This window comes from Pseudomonas sp. L13, assembly GCF_009935965.1.
In the GTDB taxonomy this organism is placed as follows: Bacteria; Pseudomonadota; Gammaproteobacteria; order Pseudomonadales; family Pseudomonadaceae; genus Aquipseudomonas; species Aquipseudomonas lactis.
The window spans coordinates 1-16,846 of record NZ_QODJ01000088.1 but is presented as its reverse complement, the minus strand read 5'-3'; the positions used below and the strand labels follow the sequence as shown (position 1 = coordinate 16,846).

The following is a 16,846-nucleotide window of genomic DNA, read 5'->3' as shown; positions in this document are numbered from 1 at the left end:
GTCCTAACGGCCACCACCACCGTTGGGGAAGGCGGCAACATCGTTTACACCGCCAGCCTTGTGGATAAAAACGGCGCGCCGGTGACCAACATCACCAACCCGCTGACCGTCACCTTGGATAACGGCAAAACCATCACCATCGGCGTAAACCAATCGAGCGGTTCCATCACCACCGTAGCGCCAAACGACGTCTACAAAGGCGACCAAACCGTCACCACCGCCATCAAAGGCGTGACTGGCGGCGAGCACTTCGAGAACCTCGTGCCGGGCACGACGGCGGTGAACACCACCGTCACCGACACGCCGGGCACCACCGACCTGACCACCATCACCCTGACCGCCCCGACCGCGGTCAACGAAGGCGGCCAGATCACCTACACCGCCACCTTGAGCAACAAGGCCGGCAGCGACATGCTGGTCCAACTCGACAACGGTTCAAGCATCACCATCAAGCAAGGTGAGACCGTGGGCACGGTGACCGTCCCGGCGCCTACCGATGACGTGTTCATCGACAAGAGCACCCAGACCGTCAAGATCACCGGTACCACTGGCGGCAATTTCGAAGGCGTGACCATCACTCCTGCGGGCGCCACGACCACCATCAACGACACCATCGATGACGTGACCGTGGTACTCAAGGCCACTGGCTCGGTCAGCGAAGGCGGGCAGATCGTCTACACCGCGTCCCTGGTCGACAAGAACGGCGCAGCCGTGAACAACGTGGGCTCCGACCTGGTAGTAAGGCTGGATAACGGCTCGACCATCACCATTGGCAGCGGCAAGTCCACCAGCTTCACGACGGCTACCGCACCGAACGATGCCTATATCGGCGCCAATGATGTCAGCGCCAAGATCACCGGCGTGGTCAGCGGTGGCGACAAGTACGAGCATCTGATTGTTGATGGCAGCCCCGCGGTCACCAAGGTCACGGATGTAGTGACTGATACCAAAATCAGCATTACGGGCGACGGTTCGGTCACTGAAGGCGGCACCGCCCACTACACCCTGACCTTGACCAACCCGCCGCAAACCGACGTGACCGTGACGCTCAAATACAGCGGCACCGCCACTGACGGTTCGGACTTCACCGGCGTGTACACCGTGAAGATCCCGGCAGGCTCCAGCAGCGTGCCGTTTGATATCCGCACGCTCGACGACAAGATCACCGAGCCTACGGAACAGATCGTTATCACCATCGATAAGGTCACCGGGGGCAACTTCGAGAACCTGGTGATCGACAAAGGCACCGTCACCACCAACATCCTCGACAACGATGCGCCGCCGGTCATCGACCTGGATGCCAACAACTCCAGCGGCGCCACGGGTGCCGATTACAAGACGACCTTTACCGAGGGTACCGCCGGGCCGGGCGTGTCGATCGCCGACACGGATATCAAGATCACTGACCCAGACAGCACACTGCTGACGGGCGCGACGGTCACCCTGACCAACGCACAGGCCGGTGATGCCCTGAACCTGGGCAATAGCGTGAATGGCATCAGCGTCAGCACCAACAACCAGACGGGTACTATTACCCTGACGTTGTCCGGCAGCGCGACGCTGGCTGACTACATGCAGCGTATCCAGAACATCACGTTCACCAACAACAGCCACGACCCGAGCACCACGCCGCGCACCATCACCGTGACGGTGACCGATGGCGGCAACTACTCCAACGTGGCCACCACCACCGTCAACGTGGTGGCGGTCAACGATGCGCCAGTGGCCACTGGCGGTGCCGTGACCGGTACGGAAGACACCGCGCTGGCCCTGACCTGGGCTAACTTCGGCGTGAGCGATGTAGACTCGCCGCAAGCCAGCCTCGGGGTGAAAATCACCGAACTGCCGGTGGCCGGCAAGCTGCAATACCTGGCGGCGGACGGCAGCACCTGGACCAACGTGACCAGCGGCCAGACCTTTACCAAGGCCCAGATCGACGGCGGCCAACTGCGCTTTACGCCGAATGCCAACGAGTCCGGCGCCGACGGTTACGGCGGCACTGGCGTGGGTAACAAACAGGCGGATTACGCGCAGTTCAAGTTCCAGCCAACCGATGGCAAGGACCTGGGCACCAGCGCCACGGTAAAAGTCGATATCACCCCAGTGGCCGACGCACCGACCCTCAGCGTGGCCGACAACAACGTTGCCTCGACCGGGCTGGTCAAACAGGGCTGGAACAGCATCGCCGGCCTTGGAAACAACGGCAACGGCGCTGCGCCAGACGTACTGAAAAAAGCCATCGACAACGCGGGCACACCCAACAACACCTCTGTGGTGACCAACGTCGAGTCCGTCGACAACGTCGCCGCCGGCTCTGGTTCCAAGATCTCTGGCCTGATCTACATGGAAGCGGGCAAGAGCTACACCTTCAGCGGTATCGCCGATGACAGCGTGGTGGTCAACGTTGGCGGTAAAGACGTTGCCAGCGGTTTGTGGGGTACCAACAGCGGCAAGTTCAGCGGCTCGTTCACACCAACCACCACCGGTTACTACAGCCTTGAGATCTACCAAGCCAACCAGGCGGGCCCAGGCAGTTTTGACGTCAACCTGTCGGTCAACGGCGGGGCGGTGCAGAACCTGAGCACCAGCACCGTACCGTTGTACACCGGCCTTACCGACCTGACCAACGCCGGCGTCACCGTATCCGACCTGCATGGCAGCAACGGCGACGGTTACTACGTGGGCTACAAGCTCAACGAAGGCCAGGAAAACGGCACGGTCAAACTGTCCAAAGTCACCACCGCGCTGACCGATACCGACGGTTCCGAAACCCTGAGCGTGAAGATCAGCGGCATTCCGGCAGGGTCGGTACTGACCGACGCGTCGGGGCACACCTTTACTGCGGGTAAAACCGTGGGCGAAGTGAATGTCACCGGCTGGGACCTGAACACGCTGAGCATCAAGCCGCCGACCTACTACAGCGGCCAGTTCAACCTGACGGTCACCTCGACCTCCACCGAGAGCATCGGCGGTTCAGCGACCACCACCGCGCAATTGCCAGTCACGGTGCATCCGGCGACCTACAACCCGGTCACCGGGACGTCTGGCAGCGACACCATCAACGGTACCGATGGCAACGACATCGTCGTGGCCGACATCGGTGGGCTGAACGTGGTGCAGGGCAAAAACTACAACATCGCGTTCATGGTGGACAGCTCCGGCAGCATGAGTACCGACTCGCTCAACGCGGCAAAGGCCTCGCTGACGTCGGTGTTCAACTCGCTCAAGGACAGCCTGGGCGCCAACACCTCAGGCACGGTGAATATCTTCCTGGCAGACTTCGATACTCAGGTGAACAAGTCGGTCGCTATCAACCTCAATGACTCCAATGCACTGAATCAGCTCAAAGCCGTACTGGACTCAATGGCATCGGAAGGCGGCACCAACTACGAAGATGTGTTCAAGACCACGGCCAACTTCTTCAAGAGCGACCTGGCAACCCAAAATACCGGCGCGACCAACCTGACGTACTTCATCACCGACGGCAAGCCAACCTACTACCAGAGCGGCGAACAGACGAACCCGACGCTGTATGGCGGCGTCAAGTTCGACAGTATCGTGACGGCGACCAACTACACACCAGGTACAGCGTTCGGCAGTCAAATCGACAACACGCACTACTTCAGCATTAGCACTACGGGCGCCGCTCAATTGCAGACCTGGAACGGTTTGCGGTGGGTAGCCAGCAATCTGGGCACGGTTCGCGCACAGGGCGACGGTACCTACGAGCTGTCCAACCGTGACGGCTTGGGTTACGACACCGACACGGCAACGGTGACCAACTCCAAAAACGCCTTTGCACTGCTGGGCGGGTTGTCGCAAGTGGAGGCCATCGGCATCAACGGCGCTGTCAGCCTTGAAGACCTCAAGCCGTACGACAGCGATAACAAACCGCAAACCAACATCGATCCGAAGGACCTGGCCAACGCCATCCTCGGCCACACCGAGGCGACGTTGCCGGGCGCGGACACCATCAGCGGTGGCGACGGCAACGACATACTCTTCGGCGACCTGGTGAGCTTCAGCGGGATCAATGGCGAGGGTTACAACGCACTGCAGGCCTTTGTCGCACAGAAGACCGGCGTGGCTGTCTCTGCCGTGACCGCCTCTAACGTTCACCAGTACGTCACCGAGCACTATGTGGACTTCGACGTCTCCGGCGCCAAAGACGCTGGCGACACACTGTTGGGCGGCGCTGGCGACGATATCTTGTTCGGCCAAGGCGGCAACGACACGCTCGATGGCGGCAAAGGCAATGACATCCTGCTGGGTGGCACGGGTAACGACACGTTGATTGGCGGCCAGGGCAACGACATCCTGATCGGTGGCTCGGGTGCCGACACCTTTGTGTGGAAGTCTGGCGACATCGGCAACGATGTGATCAAGGACTTCAAGGCCTCGGAAGGCGACCGCATTGATCTGCGTGATTTGTTGAAAGGTGAAACCGACAGCACCATCGACAACTATCTCAAGATCACCACGGTAGACGGCGTGTCGACCCTGCAAGTGAGCAGTGAAGGCAAGCTCAACGCCGCCGGTGGCCTGGCCAATGCCGATGTGACGATCAAGCTGGAAGGCAACGATTGGTCCCACACCAGCATCAACTCGCTGATCAGCGGTGCCGACCCGACCATCAAGATCGACCACACTTAAGACACGATTAATCGGCCGCCCTTCCAGGCGGCCGATTTTTTGGCCTGCGGGCCGCTGGCTCTGGGGGACGGTGCATCGCATACTCACGCCCATACACGCAGCGTTGACCTATGCTGTTGAACGCCTGTGGCGCATTTTCGAGGGGTTGTTATGTTTTACGTGCAACGTGATGCACAGGGCGCGTTGGTTCGCGTAGAGGCTATCGCCTTTGCCGACTCCACTGAAACCCTGCCGGCCGATCACCATGAGATCCAGGCCTGGTATGCCAACGAAGTGGTGGAAACCAGCCTGGCCCAGCTCAAGCAGAGCGACTTGGAGATGATCCGGGTGCTGGACGACTTGATCCAGGTGCTGACCCGCAAAGGGGTGATCAGCGTGACCGACCTGCCCCCGGCAGCCCAGGCCAAGTTGATGGACCGTAACCAGGCGCGGGAAGCGTTGGGTGGGTTGAGCCAGTTGATCGATGATGACGAGAAGGGATTGATTTAATCCAACCGCTCCTACCCCTGTAGGAGCGAGCTTGCTCGCGAAAAACTGAAATCGCCACGGGGCATCAGGTTTTGCGCGTTATTGTTGGCGATCTTCGCGAGCAAGCTCGCTCCTACAGGTGAATTATTTCCAGGGTGCGGGCTCGCCAAACAGTTGGCCCTGCACACCGAAAATCCCCATCTCACGAATCACCTTCAGTTCGCCCTCGGTCTCTACACGCTCGGCAATCAGCGGCAGGTCGATGCTATGGGCCGCTCGCTGGATGGCCTCGATAAACAGGCGCTTGTCACTTTCCTGGTCGATGGCGCGAATGTAGCTGCCGTCGATCTTCAGGTACGCCAGGCCCAGGCGCGCCAGGTTGCCGATCATGCTGAAGCGCCCACCGAAACGCTGCAGGCTGAGGGAGAAGCCCAGCTCGCGCAGGCGCTGGGTCATCTGTTCCAGTACGAGCTGCTCAGGCAGTTGCTCTTCACCGATCTCCAGGGTGAGGCGCGGGCCCAGGTTGCTGTACTGGCGTAGCAGGTCATAAATGCGGTTCAGGGCCTGGGTGTCTTGCAGGGTCGCGGCCGAGAGGTTCAGCGCCAGGTTCTCGGTGTGGCTGCTCATCTGCTTGAGCACCTGCTCCAGCATCAGGCGGTCCAGGCGGGCCGACCAACCGAAGCGCTCAAGCCACGGCAGGAAGCGCCCGGCCGGTATGGTGTGGCCGTCCTCGTCCTGCAAGCGCGACAGCACTTTGTAGTGCAAGACCAACTGTGGGTCCTGGCTGGCCACTACCGGCTGGAAGTACAGCTGGAAGCGCTGCTGGGTCAGGGCCTGGTCCAACAAGGTATGCCAGGCATGGTGATCGTCTCCGACGCTGGCGGCGGCGCTGCGGTCCAGGCACACCCAACTGGTGTCGCCCTGCGCTTGGGCCTGGGCCAGGGCCTGGTCGGCCAGGGTCAACAAGGCTTGGGGCGCGTCGCCATGGCTGAACGGCGCCAGGCCGATGTAGGCGACCGGCGTAACGTCGCTGGCACCGGTCGCTTGCAGGCTGAGCAAAGTGCTTTCCAGGTTCTGCGCCAGTTGCACCGCTTCTTCACGCATCAACCCCGGCGCCAGCACGGCGAACTCACCGCCACGAATACGGGTGACGAGGTTATGGGTTTCCGGGTACGGCGCGCACTGGCGCAGCAGTTGTTCGCCAACCGCTTGCAGCAACTGGTCGGTACGCTGGCCGCCCAGGCGCTGGTTGAGGCCAGCCAGGTCCTTGACCCGCAGCAACAGCAGGTAGCCGGAGTTGGTCTCTTCCGGGTTACTGACGCGGGCGTTGAGCTGCATCTCGAAATAACGGCGGTTGGCGAGGCCGGTGAGGTTGTCCTGGTAGGATTCGGTGCGCAGTTTTTCGCTACGCTCAGCCTGCTCCTGGAACAGCGCCTTGAGCTTTTCCACCATCTGGTTCATGGCCTGTACCACGCGCCGCAGCTCTGGCGTGCGGGGCAGGTCCGGCAGGCTGAGGAATTCACGGCGGGCAATGGCGTGGGATTGCTTGACCATATAGTCCAACGGCTTCAATTGCCGGCGCAGCAACAGCCCACCGAGCACCACGCTGACCGCGCCGCACAGCAGCAACCAGCCCAGGCTGCCCAGGGCGCTTTGCCAGAGCTTGGCCAGGGCGAACATCGGATGGCTGACCACTTCTACCCGTGCGGCCTGTTCCCAGCCACGGCTGACCAACGCATCACCACCGGCCGGCTCCAGGCCGATCAGCTTGACGAACCAGTTGGGCACGCCGTTGTTGTCCGGGATACCGCTGCGCTCGACGATGGTTTTGTCGGTGGCCAGGTCCACGACGCGGATGCTGGCGTAGTAACCGCTGTCGAAGATCGAGCTGACCAGCAGCTCTACCATGGCCGGGTCGTCAATATTCGGGGTCAGCGACAACGCCAACGCCGTTGCGGCATCCTGGGCGTGGGAGCGCAGTTGGTTGACGTACTGGGTGCGCGAGCTTTCCAGGCTGACCATGAAGCTGCCGCTGAAGGCGACCACCAGGAACAGACAGATTGCGATCAATAGCTGTTTGAACAGAGACATCCGATCAGTTACTCCTAGTTGGCAGGCTCGGCTGGAAAGCCTTCCGCACGCATTTTTCTCAACACATCCTGCCAGCGCGACAGGCGTTTGGTATCACCGACTTTCTTGTTGCCCTTGGCACCGGGCAAGTACAGCCCCTCGGCGTTGAATGAGTACACCGGGACCAGATCGGTGCGACGGGTGGCCGGCAGGATCTCATCCATCAGGCTGTCGAGCACCAGTGGTACGGCGTCGGGGGTCGAGTAATAGGTCAGGACCATGTGCGCTCGATTCTGCCGCAGGGCCTTGACGTACGTAATGCGCAGTTTGTCGCTGGACACCCCCAGATGACGCAAACTGAAATACTTTGCGATGGCGTAGTCTTCGCAGTCACCGGCACCTTTCCAGAGTGCTTCGACGGGTGTCTCCCAATAATCGACAACGTGCCAGAGATCGATGTCTTCCACGTAGGTCATTTGCTTGTTGAAGAACAAATTGACGACCTTGAGCTGGTCCTGCTCGCTGACCTGTTTTTCGCTCGCCAATAGCCGCTGCCAGGCATCGATACGCTGCTGGCCTTGGCCCAACGGCCCGTAGACGGCGGTGGCCTTGCGGCTGATCTGCGAGAAATCCCAATCGGCACGCAGCCCGCCAAGCATCAGGCCAGCCAGTAAAATTGCTGATAAAAGCCAGCAAAGCAGTCGATAGGGAATAAAACTTACCGCCAAAGTGTTCAGTCCATGAAAGAGACGGAATTTCAAGGAATGGTGAAGCCTGGCTCTACAAAAAACAATGGCACAGTGCAATCATTCGCGGGAGCCGCGTTTTTATAACCGCCCCTTGTGAGAGACACAAAGTATGCTGTGTAAGCCCTTACAAACGGAAACTCTGGCTGTTTGACAAGCGCTTGGCCCATCTTTAGTGTTCTTTGGATCCAATTAGCCAAACTATTATTCAAAAAGGGAGGATAGCGCAACCGTGACGCAGAAGCCGAACCCATTAAGCAGCATCAAAATCAGCGGGCCTATTCCCGCCCATCTTGCGCGCTCCATTATCGAAGAAACCTTGCGTAATGCCATCCTCGATGGGCGATTGCCCTGTGGCACCGCCATGCGCCAGCAAGAACTGGCCAGCCTGTTCGGCGTCAGCCGCATGCCCGTGCGCGAAGCCTTGCGCCAGCTGGAGGCGCAATCCTTGCTGCATGTGGTGACTCACAAGGGTGCCGTCGTCGCCCCCTTGATCGAGGACAATTCGGCTGAGACCTATGCCTTGCGCATGCTGCTGGAGTCCGAGGCCCTGCGCCTGTCGATTCCGTTGCTCACCGACGCGGACCTTGCTCAAGCCGAGGCCTGTATCAATGCACTGGAAAGCGAAAAAGACTACACCGAGATTGGTCGGCTCAATCGCCTGTTTCACATGGTGTTGTACGGCAAGGCGCCCAACCAGCGGCTGCTCACTTTGGTCGAGCACGGATTGAATGAGGAGGAGCGCTTCCTGCGCTTCAACCTTGAAGCGATGGGGCTGGGCGAGACTTCCCAGGAGGATCACCGCGAACTGCTGAGCCTGGTAGCGCAGAAGAAGGTCGAGGAGAGCATCCTGACGCTGCGTAACCACTTGATGCGAGGCATGGAGGTAATCGCGACCTACCTCAGGGGCCTTGAGAGCGCCGACAAAAAAGCCGTGTAGTCGGTTTTTTCGCTTGAGCCCTTAATACTTACGTGACGGAGCAACTTCCCTATCCGGATTATTGCTCCGTCAGACATATTAAAAAAATCAACTAAAGGACAATTAACGCCGACTTAGCGCACGGAAAAATCCCACCTACAACCTGGCAACTTACCGCACATATAAACATCCGCAAAGTCCTTTAATACATTTGTATACCGGTTCAAACATTCAATCAGCTTATTATCTTCGTCCAGCAAGCTCCGCTTTCACAAACCGCTGCGACCGCCTATTTAAAAGGCAGCGTCGTGCGCGTGGTCGCGACCAAGTTACTCTTACATCCACAACTATAATATTCCAACACTGCTTTTACAGCACTCGCAACAACTATAGGCGTCAACCATGCACCAATATTTACTTGAGCAAAAAAAACAAAAACTGTTCGGCCACCCGTTATTTATAGAAATAACCACTCTTGGCAAGTTACAACACTTTATGCAATACCATGTATTTGCTGTGTGGGACTTCATGAGCCTGACCAAACGCCTGCAACAGGACCTGACCTGCACGCAACTGCCCTGGCTCCCCTGCGCTGACCCGCACGCTGCCCGCCTGATCAATGAAATCGTATTGGCGGAAGAGTCGGACGAGCACCCGACACGGGGCTATTGCAGCCACTTCGAGCTGTACCTGGACGCCATGACGGAAGTGGGCGCCAGCACTGTCGCAATCACCCGCTTTATCGAGTTGCAAAGCCAGGGAGTGGAGGTAAGCGCAGCGTTGCAAATGATCGGTGCGCCCCAGGGCGTGGCCCGTTTCGTCGACAGCACCTTGCAAATCGCCTTGAGCGCCCCGACCCACTGTGTGGCGGCGGCGTTCCTGCATGGCCGCGAGAGTGTAATTCCGTCTATGTTCGAGAGGCTTTTGCATAGCCATGCTTTCATAGGTCGGCAGGCCCCTACGTTATGTCACTACCTCAGCCGCCATATCGAAATGGACAGCGATGATCACGGGCCTGCGGCGCATCAGTTGCTACAGCGCCTGATCGAAGCAGACCCCAGCCGTCAGAGACAGGCCGATAATGCCGCCCTGGGCGCCGTGGAGAGTCGTATTACCTTCTGGGACGACGTACTGGCCTCGATGCAAGAGGTACGCCCGTGAACGCCGCCCACTACCAATCCTTTGCCGATGACTGGGAGCGTCGCGCAACCATCCGCACACGCCCCCGGCGGATGTTGGAAGACGACGACAAACTCATCTTCCCCCTGTGCCGCCAGCCTCTGGTGCTGAGTGCAACCTTTCTCAAGCACTGCCCACAATGGCGCGACTTCGTACTGGTGCAAAGCTTCTATAAATTCATCAATGACGTGGTGATTTTCGAAACCGAGATCGTCGACAAAACCGCGCGCAGCATCGCTAAAAATCGCTTCTCCCTGCCCTTCCCGCTCGCCTGCCGCTACGACGCGATGACGGTCGTTGTCGACGAGGATTACCACGCGCTGGTCGCGCTGGATTTCCTGCAGCAAGCCGTGGCTATGACCGGAATTCAACCGCTTGATCTACCCGGGCAAATTGAATTGGGCCGCGCGCTGCCGGCAGCCCAGGCGCAGGTACCGGTATATTTGCGCGATGCCGTTGAGTTGATCGGCGTCGCCATCGCTGAGAACACCGTCACCCATGACGTCGCAGCATTTTCCAAAGACGGCAGCGTCAAATCCTCTGTCCGCGGCCTGATGGCCGATCATCTGTTTGATGAAGGGCGGCATGCGCGGTTCTGGACACAGTTGGTGCGTCTCTACTGGCAGTCGGCAAGCCCGCAAGATCGCGACCACATTGCCCAAGCCCTGCCCGTGTTCCTGACGCGCTACCTGACCAACGACCTACAAAAAGACTTCGATCTGCAACTGATCGAACACTTGGTTATCAGTGCCGACGCTCGCCTGGCACTGCGCGATGAAATCCAGGCGCTGGACTTTCCCATCACCCATCAACATCCGCTGGTGGCCAATATCATGGGCTTTCTGCACCACAGCGGTGTCCTGCAAACCCCTAGCGTGGCACGAGCCCTGAGCGACTACCTGCCCGTATCGAGGAGGTTGGCATGAGGCGCTTGCAGATCGAGTGGCGTGGCACCAGTAAAACTCTGGAGGCGCTCAAGCAGGAGCTGGAGCAATATGGGCATGTGGCAGGAACGGGGGCTGTCGACCTATTGATTGACGACGGGAGTCAGCCGCTGCCGCCCTCGCCCACCAGTGCGCCTTGGTTAAGCTTGCGCATGGGTGTCGGCCCGCTCTGCGAAGACGGGCTGCCCTTACTGCAGTTGCGCTGCTATGACCGCGAGCGGCGCCTGCTAGCTGTGCAAGACGTTGCCCAGGAGCCCAGCGGCAATGGGCAGCGGTTGCGCCAGCAGGCAACGGATGCATTGGTGGAGTGCGCTGCTTTGTTGGTCTGCGGTTTCTCAAGAGACCCCGCTTATTTCTCGGCAACGGCCACTGCTAACGCCTGGCCGGAACAGAGTCTGCAAGAGCTGGATGCCTTGGCTTTCATGCACCGGTTCAACCACACGGCGGACCCCGCCTTACTGCACGCGGCCCGGACGCCCATGATCGAACGGCTGCAGGCCAGCCTTCATACCTTCGCGCATCGAACCGCGCTGAACATCGCCGGTCATGCGCTGACTTATCGGCAGCTCCAGCAACAAGCCATGGCAATCCAGCAACGCCTGCTTCCCCTGCTGGAGGGTGTCGAGTCCCCCCGAGTAGTCGGCGTATGCCTGGAGAAATCCGCCGAGTTGTACGCCAGCATTCTTGCGGTGCTTGGCTGTGGCGCCGTGTATTTGCCGTTGGTGCCGGACTACCCGCAGCAACGCCAGCACTGCATGCTGACCAGCCTCAAGGCTTGCGTGCTGCTGGAGAATGGCCTGCACCCGCTGCGAGAGCGTTTCGTTTCACTTGATGTGAGCCAGGTCGCCGCGCACAGCGCCGACCTGACGCAACCGCTGATACGCCATCATCCCCGTGCCGACGAGCCCTGCGTGGCACTGTTCACCTCGGGTACGACGGGCCAGCCTAAGGGGGTACTGCTGAGCCAATACAACCTGGCGCATTTCACCGCCTGGCTCGTCAGGCGCGTGGCGTTGGATCAACACAGCCGCGTCCTGCAGTTTTCGTCGCTGGGCTTTGATTCGTCACTGATCGATATTTTCCCGGCCTTGATCGCCGGCGCCGAGTTGATTGTCCCCAGTGCAGACCAACGTCACGACCCTCAGCAACTGGTAGAGCTGATTCGCCAGCAACACGTCACGCATGGGTTCGTACCACCGGCGCTGCTCAGCATCCTGCCGCTGGATCAGCCGTTAGGCATGTCTCATCTGCTGACCGGAGGTGATTTCTGCGAGCCCTGCGTGATTGAACAACTGGCCGGTCAATGCCACCTGCATAACCTCTATGGGCCAACTGAGGCCACTGTGTTGGTGACCCATCGGGTATTCCAGCGAGGTGACAGCCATCGCAATATCGGACCTCCCATCGCCAACAGCCAGGTGCTGATCCTCGATGGGAACCTGCAGCCCGTGGATGAACAGGTAATGGGCGACTTGTACATTGTCGGCCCAGGCGTAAGCCTGGGTTATTCGAATACACCGTCCCTGGCCGACAATCCGTTCGTGGCACTGACACTGCCCAATGGGCAAGTGCTGCAGGCTTATCGCAGCGGCGACTTGGCGAAATGGACGCAAGAAGGCATCGAGCTGGGCGGCCGTCGGGATGAGCAAGTCAAGATCCGCGGGTTTCGAGTTCAGCCTCGGGATATTGAACAGTGCTTGCGCGATAGTCGCTTGTTTCGCCAAGTGGCAGTGGTGATCGATGCGGCACACAGAGTCATCGGGTTTGTCGCCCAGCCAGAACCTGGCGCTACGCTGGCAAGCCTGAAGAAATACGCTCGGCAATGGTTGCCCGTGCACATGCAGCCAAGCGTTTGGAGCGAGCTGGCAGGCATGCCCCGTTCGAATAACGGCAAGATTGATCGCAAGGCCTTACTGGCCATGCCAATAACTACACCGGTCGGGGTGAGCCGCTGCCGTGTACAAGACCCTTTGCAGGCACAACTGGCTGACCTGTGGGGTGAACTGTTGGGATTACCCGCTGGCGAGCTCTCGATCGATGAGAGTTTTTTCAACCTCGGTGGCCACTCCATCCTGTTGTCGACCCTGTTGCTACGCCTGCGCGAGCAGTTTGGTCGTAGCTTCTGCCTGAGCCCCTTTTTTGAGACGCCGACCATTCGCACATTGGCCGTACTCATGGACGGCGGCACGCTGCCGAATACACCGTCCAACCAGATGGAGCAAGATGCGACGCGAGCACTGGAGGTCGAGGTGCTGCCCGCGGCCCTTGCGGGAGATCCGCGCAAAGCCATCGTCACCGGGGCGAACAGCTTTGTCGGGGTGCATATCGTCCAGGCACTGCTGGCTGGCGGAGCGCAGGACGTGGCGTGCCTGGTGCGTGAGTTGCCCGGCCATTCGGCGGCGGCAAGGTTTGCCCAGGCGTTGCGTGAATACCGCTTGGAAGATCTGGACCTGAGCCGAGTGCAGGTATACGCCGCTGATATTTGTAAACCCCGCCTGGGCTTGGCCGACGACGTGTACGAGCACCTCGCCCGCCATTACGGCGTGGTGGTGCATAACGCCGCGCAGGTCAATCATGTGATGGATTACGCCTCACTCGCCAAGGACAACGTCGAACCGGTGCTGGAGTGCCTGCGTCTTTGCGAGACCCATTGCAAGAAGGCCCTCAATTTCATCTCGACGCTCTCAGCCTGCAGCAGCGCGGACGTCGATGGGTACGTACTTGAAGCGCCTGCCCAGCGCACACTGCCGCTCTACGTGAAAAACGGCTACAACCTCTCCAAGTGGGTCGCCGAGCGGCTATTAGGACGAGCAGTCGAGCAAGGGGCCTGGGTCAATATTCATCGGCCGGGGAATATCAGCTTCAACAGCCAGAACGGTGTTTGTCAGCCACAGAAAAACCGCTTGCTGTTGATGCTCAAGGGGTCTCTGCAATTGGGGCTCGTCCCGCGACTGGAGGCCAATTTCGATCTGATGCCGGTGGACTTCCTGGCGCGTTTCATTGCCTTCCATAGCGCTCATTTTGACACCGAGCGAAACGTGTTCAACTTGCACAATCCGCAGCCCTTGAATTGGGATCAGTACCTCGATGCCTTCAGCGAGGCTGGGCACGTTTTTGACCGAGTAAGCGTTGAAGAGTGGCAACGAGCGTTGCGCAAAGTGAGCCGCGATAACGCGCTGTTCGGGGTGCTGGGCTTTTATCTAGACGGGCTGGGCGAAGACATCGGTGACACGTCGATGATCCGTTACGACAATGCCCGGTGGGGCTTGGAAAAAATGGGGATGGGCTATCCACCCAAGAGCCAGGCGCTGTTACGCAAGGGCTGCGACTATCTGAGCGCTATTAGCTTCCTCTGAATAGCATCCTGGACGCAGGGCCAAGCAGTCGGAGCGAGAGGCCTCGCTCCGATGCAGTCAGGATCAGATCTTGAAGCTATCGACCAATTGCTTCAATCGGCTGGCCTGCTGGGACAGCGCATCGCAGTCCTTGAGCGTCTCGTTGAGGTTGGCCACACCCTGCTGGTTCAAGAGGTTGATCTGGTTGATATCGACGTTGAGGGTTTCAACCACTGCGGTCTGCTCTTCAGTCGCGGCCGCAACGGATTGGTTCATGCCATCAATCTCAACGATACGTTGCGTCACGCTGACCAAGCGCTCACCTGCCTGGTTGGCGACTTCAACACTTTCTTCGCTGGAAGCCTGGCTGGCATTCATGGTGGTCACGGCTTCACGCGAACCCACTTGCAGCGAAGTGATCATCTTGTGGATTTCCTCTGCCGACTCCTGGGTACGGTGCGCCAAATTACGCACTTCATCCGCCACCACGGCAAATCCACGCCCGGCTTCGCCAGCACGGGCCGCTTCGATCGCTGCGTTGAGGGCTAGCAGGTTGGTTTGTTGGGAAATGCCTTTGATCACATCCAGGATGTGCCCGATGTTATCGGTACTGGCATTGAGGGTTTCGATCTGAGTGCAAGACAGGCTGATCTTTTGCGACAACTCAGACATCGCCTGGATGGTTTGCTCTACCACTTTACGACCATCGTCAGCTTGTTCGCTGGCACCACTGGCGTGCTGGGACGCATCCGCGGCGTTACGCGCGATTTCCTGGGTGGCAGCCCCTAGTTCGTTGATGGCTGCGGCTACGCTGTTGGTACGCGCGCTCTGTTCGTCAGAACCGATGATCGACGCATTCGATGAAGCCATCACACGCTGGGACAAATCGTGCACCTGGCGCGTTGCCGAAGACACTTCGGAAATCGACGCGTGGATTCGCTCGACGAACTGATTGAATGCGCTGCCGACCTCGCCGAACTCGTCCTTGCTGGTCACGTCGAGGCGTCGGGTCAAATCACCTTCGCCTTGGGCAATGTCCTGCATGGCCACGCCCATGGTGGTCAGCGGGCGCAACAGTACTTGAATCAACAGGCTCAGGAGCACCGCAATGGCCACAACGGCGATCAACATCGCAATCAAGGCCGAAGTGCGGAATTTGCCTAGTGGGGCATAGGCTTTTTCTTTGTCGATCGACAGGCCGATGTACCAGTCAGCGCCAGGCAAGCCGCTGATAGGTGTGAAAGAGAGGATGCGATCCTGTCCTTTGAGTACGACGTCCTGATTGAGCTTCTCAATGCGCACGTTGGTGCCAGGGTAGATGTCCTTGAGGTTCTTCATCACCTGGTCCTGGTCTGGACTGACGATGACCTGGCCATCGCCGCTGACCAGGAACGCATGGCCGATACCACCGAAGTCTACCGAGTTGATGATCTTCACCAGTGTCTGCAGGCTCAGGTCACCACCGACAACACCCAACAACTCGCCGTTCTTTTTCACCGGCATGGCAATTGTCACGATCTGACCGCCCACAGCCGCCATATAAGGCGGAGTAAGCATGGTTTTGTCCGCAAGTACTGCTTGCTTGTACCAAGGGCGCTGACGAGGGTCGTAGTCGTCAGGCATCTTCGCGTCAGGGCGCTGGGTGAATACCCCGTTGGCTTGTCCCACATAGGTGAACTGGAAGTTGTTGGTAAACGCTGGTTGATCGACCAAACCAGGAAGATCGGCGGCGCTGCCCTGGTGGGCAACGTTTTGCGCCAGATTCTCGAGAACCAGGATGCGACCACTGAGCCAGTTCTGCACACTGCTGGCAGTGAGCTCGCCGGATTGCTGGATGGACGACGTCAGGTTTTGCCTGATGGTGCTGCGCTGCAGGTAGTCGTTGTAGAGCGTGAATAACGCGAAGGCTAAAACCACGACGCCTGACGCGGCCAACAGAATTTTATGACTGAACTTGAGATTCATTTCATCGACTTCTTTTGCCAAAGGGGGGTGAGCGTGCCGAGTGGAACATTCCATGTAACGGGATAGGCGGACTCTGCGGTCGCTCTATTTCGGTGCACGCATGGCTCGTCAGGCTTTCGGCCAAACTTCGACAAATCTTAGGAATTTGTGAGAAGCATCTTCTTTTAGCGTAGGAAACCGACAGGCGGTAAGTGTCGCGTAGATAGGCTGTGACGGGCCGCCCTAAACGACAAAACCCCTGTCTGCGTTAGCAGACAGGGGTTTCGGAATTTAATCTTGACGATGACCTACTCTCACATGGGGAAACCCCACACTACCATCGGCGATGCATCGTTTCACTGCTGAGTTCGGGATGGGATCAGGTGGTTCCAATGCTCTATGGTCGTCAAGAAATTCTGTGTACCAGACCGTTGCGTTGGCAACGTGCCGGTGAAATTCATGAGCTTCTACATAAACAAAACCCCTGTCTGCGTTAGCAGACAGGGGTTTTGGAATTTAATCTTGACGATGACCTACTCTCACATGGGGAAACCCCACACTACCATCGGCGATGCATCGTTTCACTGC

At 58.8% G+C, this 16,846-nt stretch carries 8 protein-coding genes, 1 rRNA gene and 1 pseudogene; 6 read left to right on the top strand and 4 right to left on the bottom strand.

Annotated features, from left to right (window positions below; genetic code table 11):
• Both DK871_RS26665 and DK871_RS26660 read left to right on the top strand, forming a co-directional pair.
• Positions 1-4,653: pseudogene (locus DK871_RS26665) on the top strand (LapA family giant adhesin); the annotation flags it as partial.
• A 150-nt stretch (positions 4,654-4,803) separates the two neighbouring features.
• The gene (locus DK871_RS26660; RefSeq protein ID WP_032894252.1) at positions 4,804-5,142 is read left to right on the top strand and encodes a hypothetical protein; all 339 of its coding nucleotides are present in this window, start codon (positions 4,804-4,806) and stop codon (positions 5,140-5,142) included.
• Between the two features lie 123 nt (positions 5,143-5,265).
• On the opposite strand, the gene lapD is transcribed toward DK871_RS26660, so the two are convergent.
• Both lapD and lapG read right to left on the bottom strand, forming a co-directional pair.
• On the bottom strand, positions 5,266-7,212 hold the full coding sequence (lapD, locus tag DK871_RS26655; RefSeq protein WP_161907261.1) for a cyclic di-GMP receptor LapD: 1,947 nt from the start codon (positions 7,210-7,212) through the stop codon (positions 5,266-5,268).
• Between the two features lie 14 nt (positions 7,213-7,226).
• On the bottom strand, positions 7,227-7,850 hold the full coding sequence (gene lapG, locus DK871_RS26650) for a cysteine protease LapG (protein WP_019819857.1): 624 nt from the start codon (positions 7,848-7,850) through the stop codon (positions 7,227-7,229).
• 319 nt (positions 7,851-8,169) lie between these two features.
• On the opposite strand from lapG, the gene DK871_RS26645 reads away from it, so the two are divergent.
• The 4 genes from DK871_RS26645 (at position 8,170) to DK871_RS26630 (ending at position 14,335) form a co-directional block, all read left to right on the top strand.
• Positions 8,170-8,877, top strand: a complete 708-nt coding sequence (locus DK871_RS26645; protein WP_161907260.1) for a GntR family transcriptional regulator — start codon at positions 8,170-8,172, stop codon at positions 8,875-8,877.
• Between the two features lie 381 nt (positions 8,878-9,258).
• Positions 9,259-10,017 carry a DUF3050 domain-containing protein gene (locus DK871_RS26640; RefSeq protein ID WP_161907259.1) on the top strand — a complete coding sequence of 253 codons (759 nt, stop codon included), beginning with the start codon at positions 9,259-9,261 and terminating at the stop codon, positions 10,015-10,017.
• A complete protein-coding gene (locus DK871_RS26635; RefSeq protein WP_161907258.1) occupies positions 10,014-10,961 on the top strand; it encodes a diiron oxygenase in 948 nt (315 codons plus the stop codon). The genes DK871_RS26640 and DK871_RS26635 overlap by 4 nt, the downstream gene beginning before the upstream one ends.
• On the top strand, positions 10,958-14,335 hold the full coding sequence (locus tag DK871_RS26630) for an amino acid adenylation domain-containing protein (RefSeq protein WP_161907257.1): 3,378 nt from the start codon (positions 10,958-10,960) through the stop codon (positions 14,333-14,335). The genes DK871_RS26635 and DK871_RS26630 overlap by 4 nt, the downstream gene beginning before the upstream one ends.
• 63 nt (positions 14,336-14,398) lie before the next feature.
• On the opposite strand, the gene DK871_RS26625 is transcribed toward DK871_RS26630, so the two are convergent.
• Entirely contained in the window at positions 14,399-16,279 is a 1,881-nt protein-coding gene (locus DK871_RS26625) for a methyl-accepting chemotaxis protein (protein WP_056789486.1), read from the bottom strand.
• A 274-nt stretch (positions 16,280-16,553) separates the two neighbouring features.
• Positions 16,554-16,669: ribosomal RNA gene (gene rrf, locus DK871_RS26620) — 5S ribosomal RNA — on the bottom strand.
• Positions 16,670-16,846: the final 177 nt, after the last annotated feature.

Excerpts from the sequence above, each read along its gene's own strand:
- DK871_RS26660 (WP_032894252.1), top strand. The coding sequence starts at position 4,804 with ATGTTTTACGTGCAACGTGATGCACAGGGCGCGTTGGTTCGCGTAGAG.
- lapD (WP_161907261.1), bottom strand. The coding sequence starts at position 7,212 with ATGTCTCTGTTCAAACAGCTATTGATCGCAATCTGTCTGTTCCTGGTG.
- lapG (WP_019819857.1), bottom strand. The coding sequence starts at position 7,850 with ATGCTTGGCGGGCTGCGTGCCGATTGGGATTTCTCGCAGATCAGCCGC.
- DK871_RS26640 (WP_161907259.1), top strand. The coding sequence starts at position 9,259 with ATGCACCAATATTTACTTGAGCAAAAAAAACAAAAACTGTTCGGCCAC.
- DK871_RS26630 (WP_161907257.1), top strand. The coding sequence starts at position 10,958 with ATGAGGCGCTTGCAGATCGAGTGGCGTGGCACCAGTAAAACTCTGGAG.
- DK871_RS26625 (WP_056789486.1), bottom strand. The coding sequence starts at position 16,279 with ATGAATCTCAAGTTCAGTCATAAAATTCTGTTGGCCGCGTCAGGCGTC.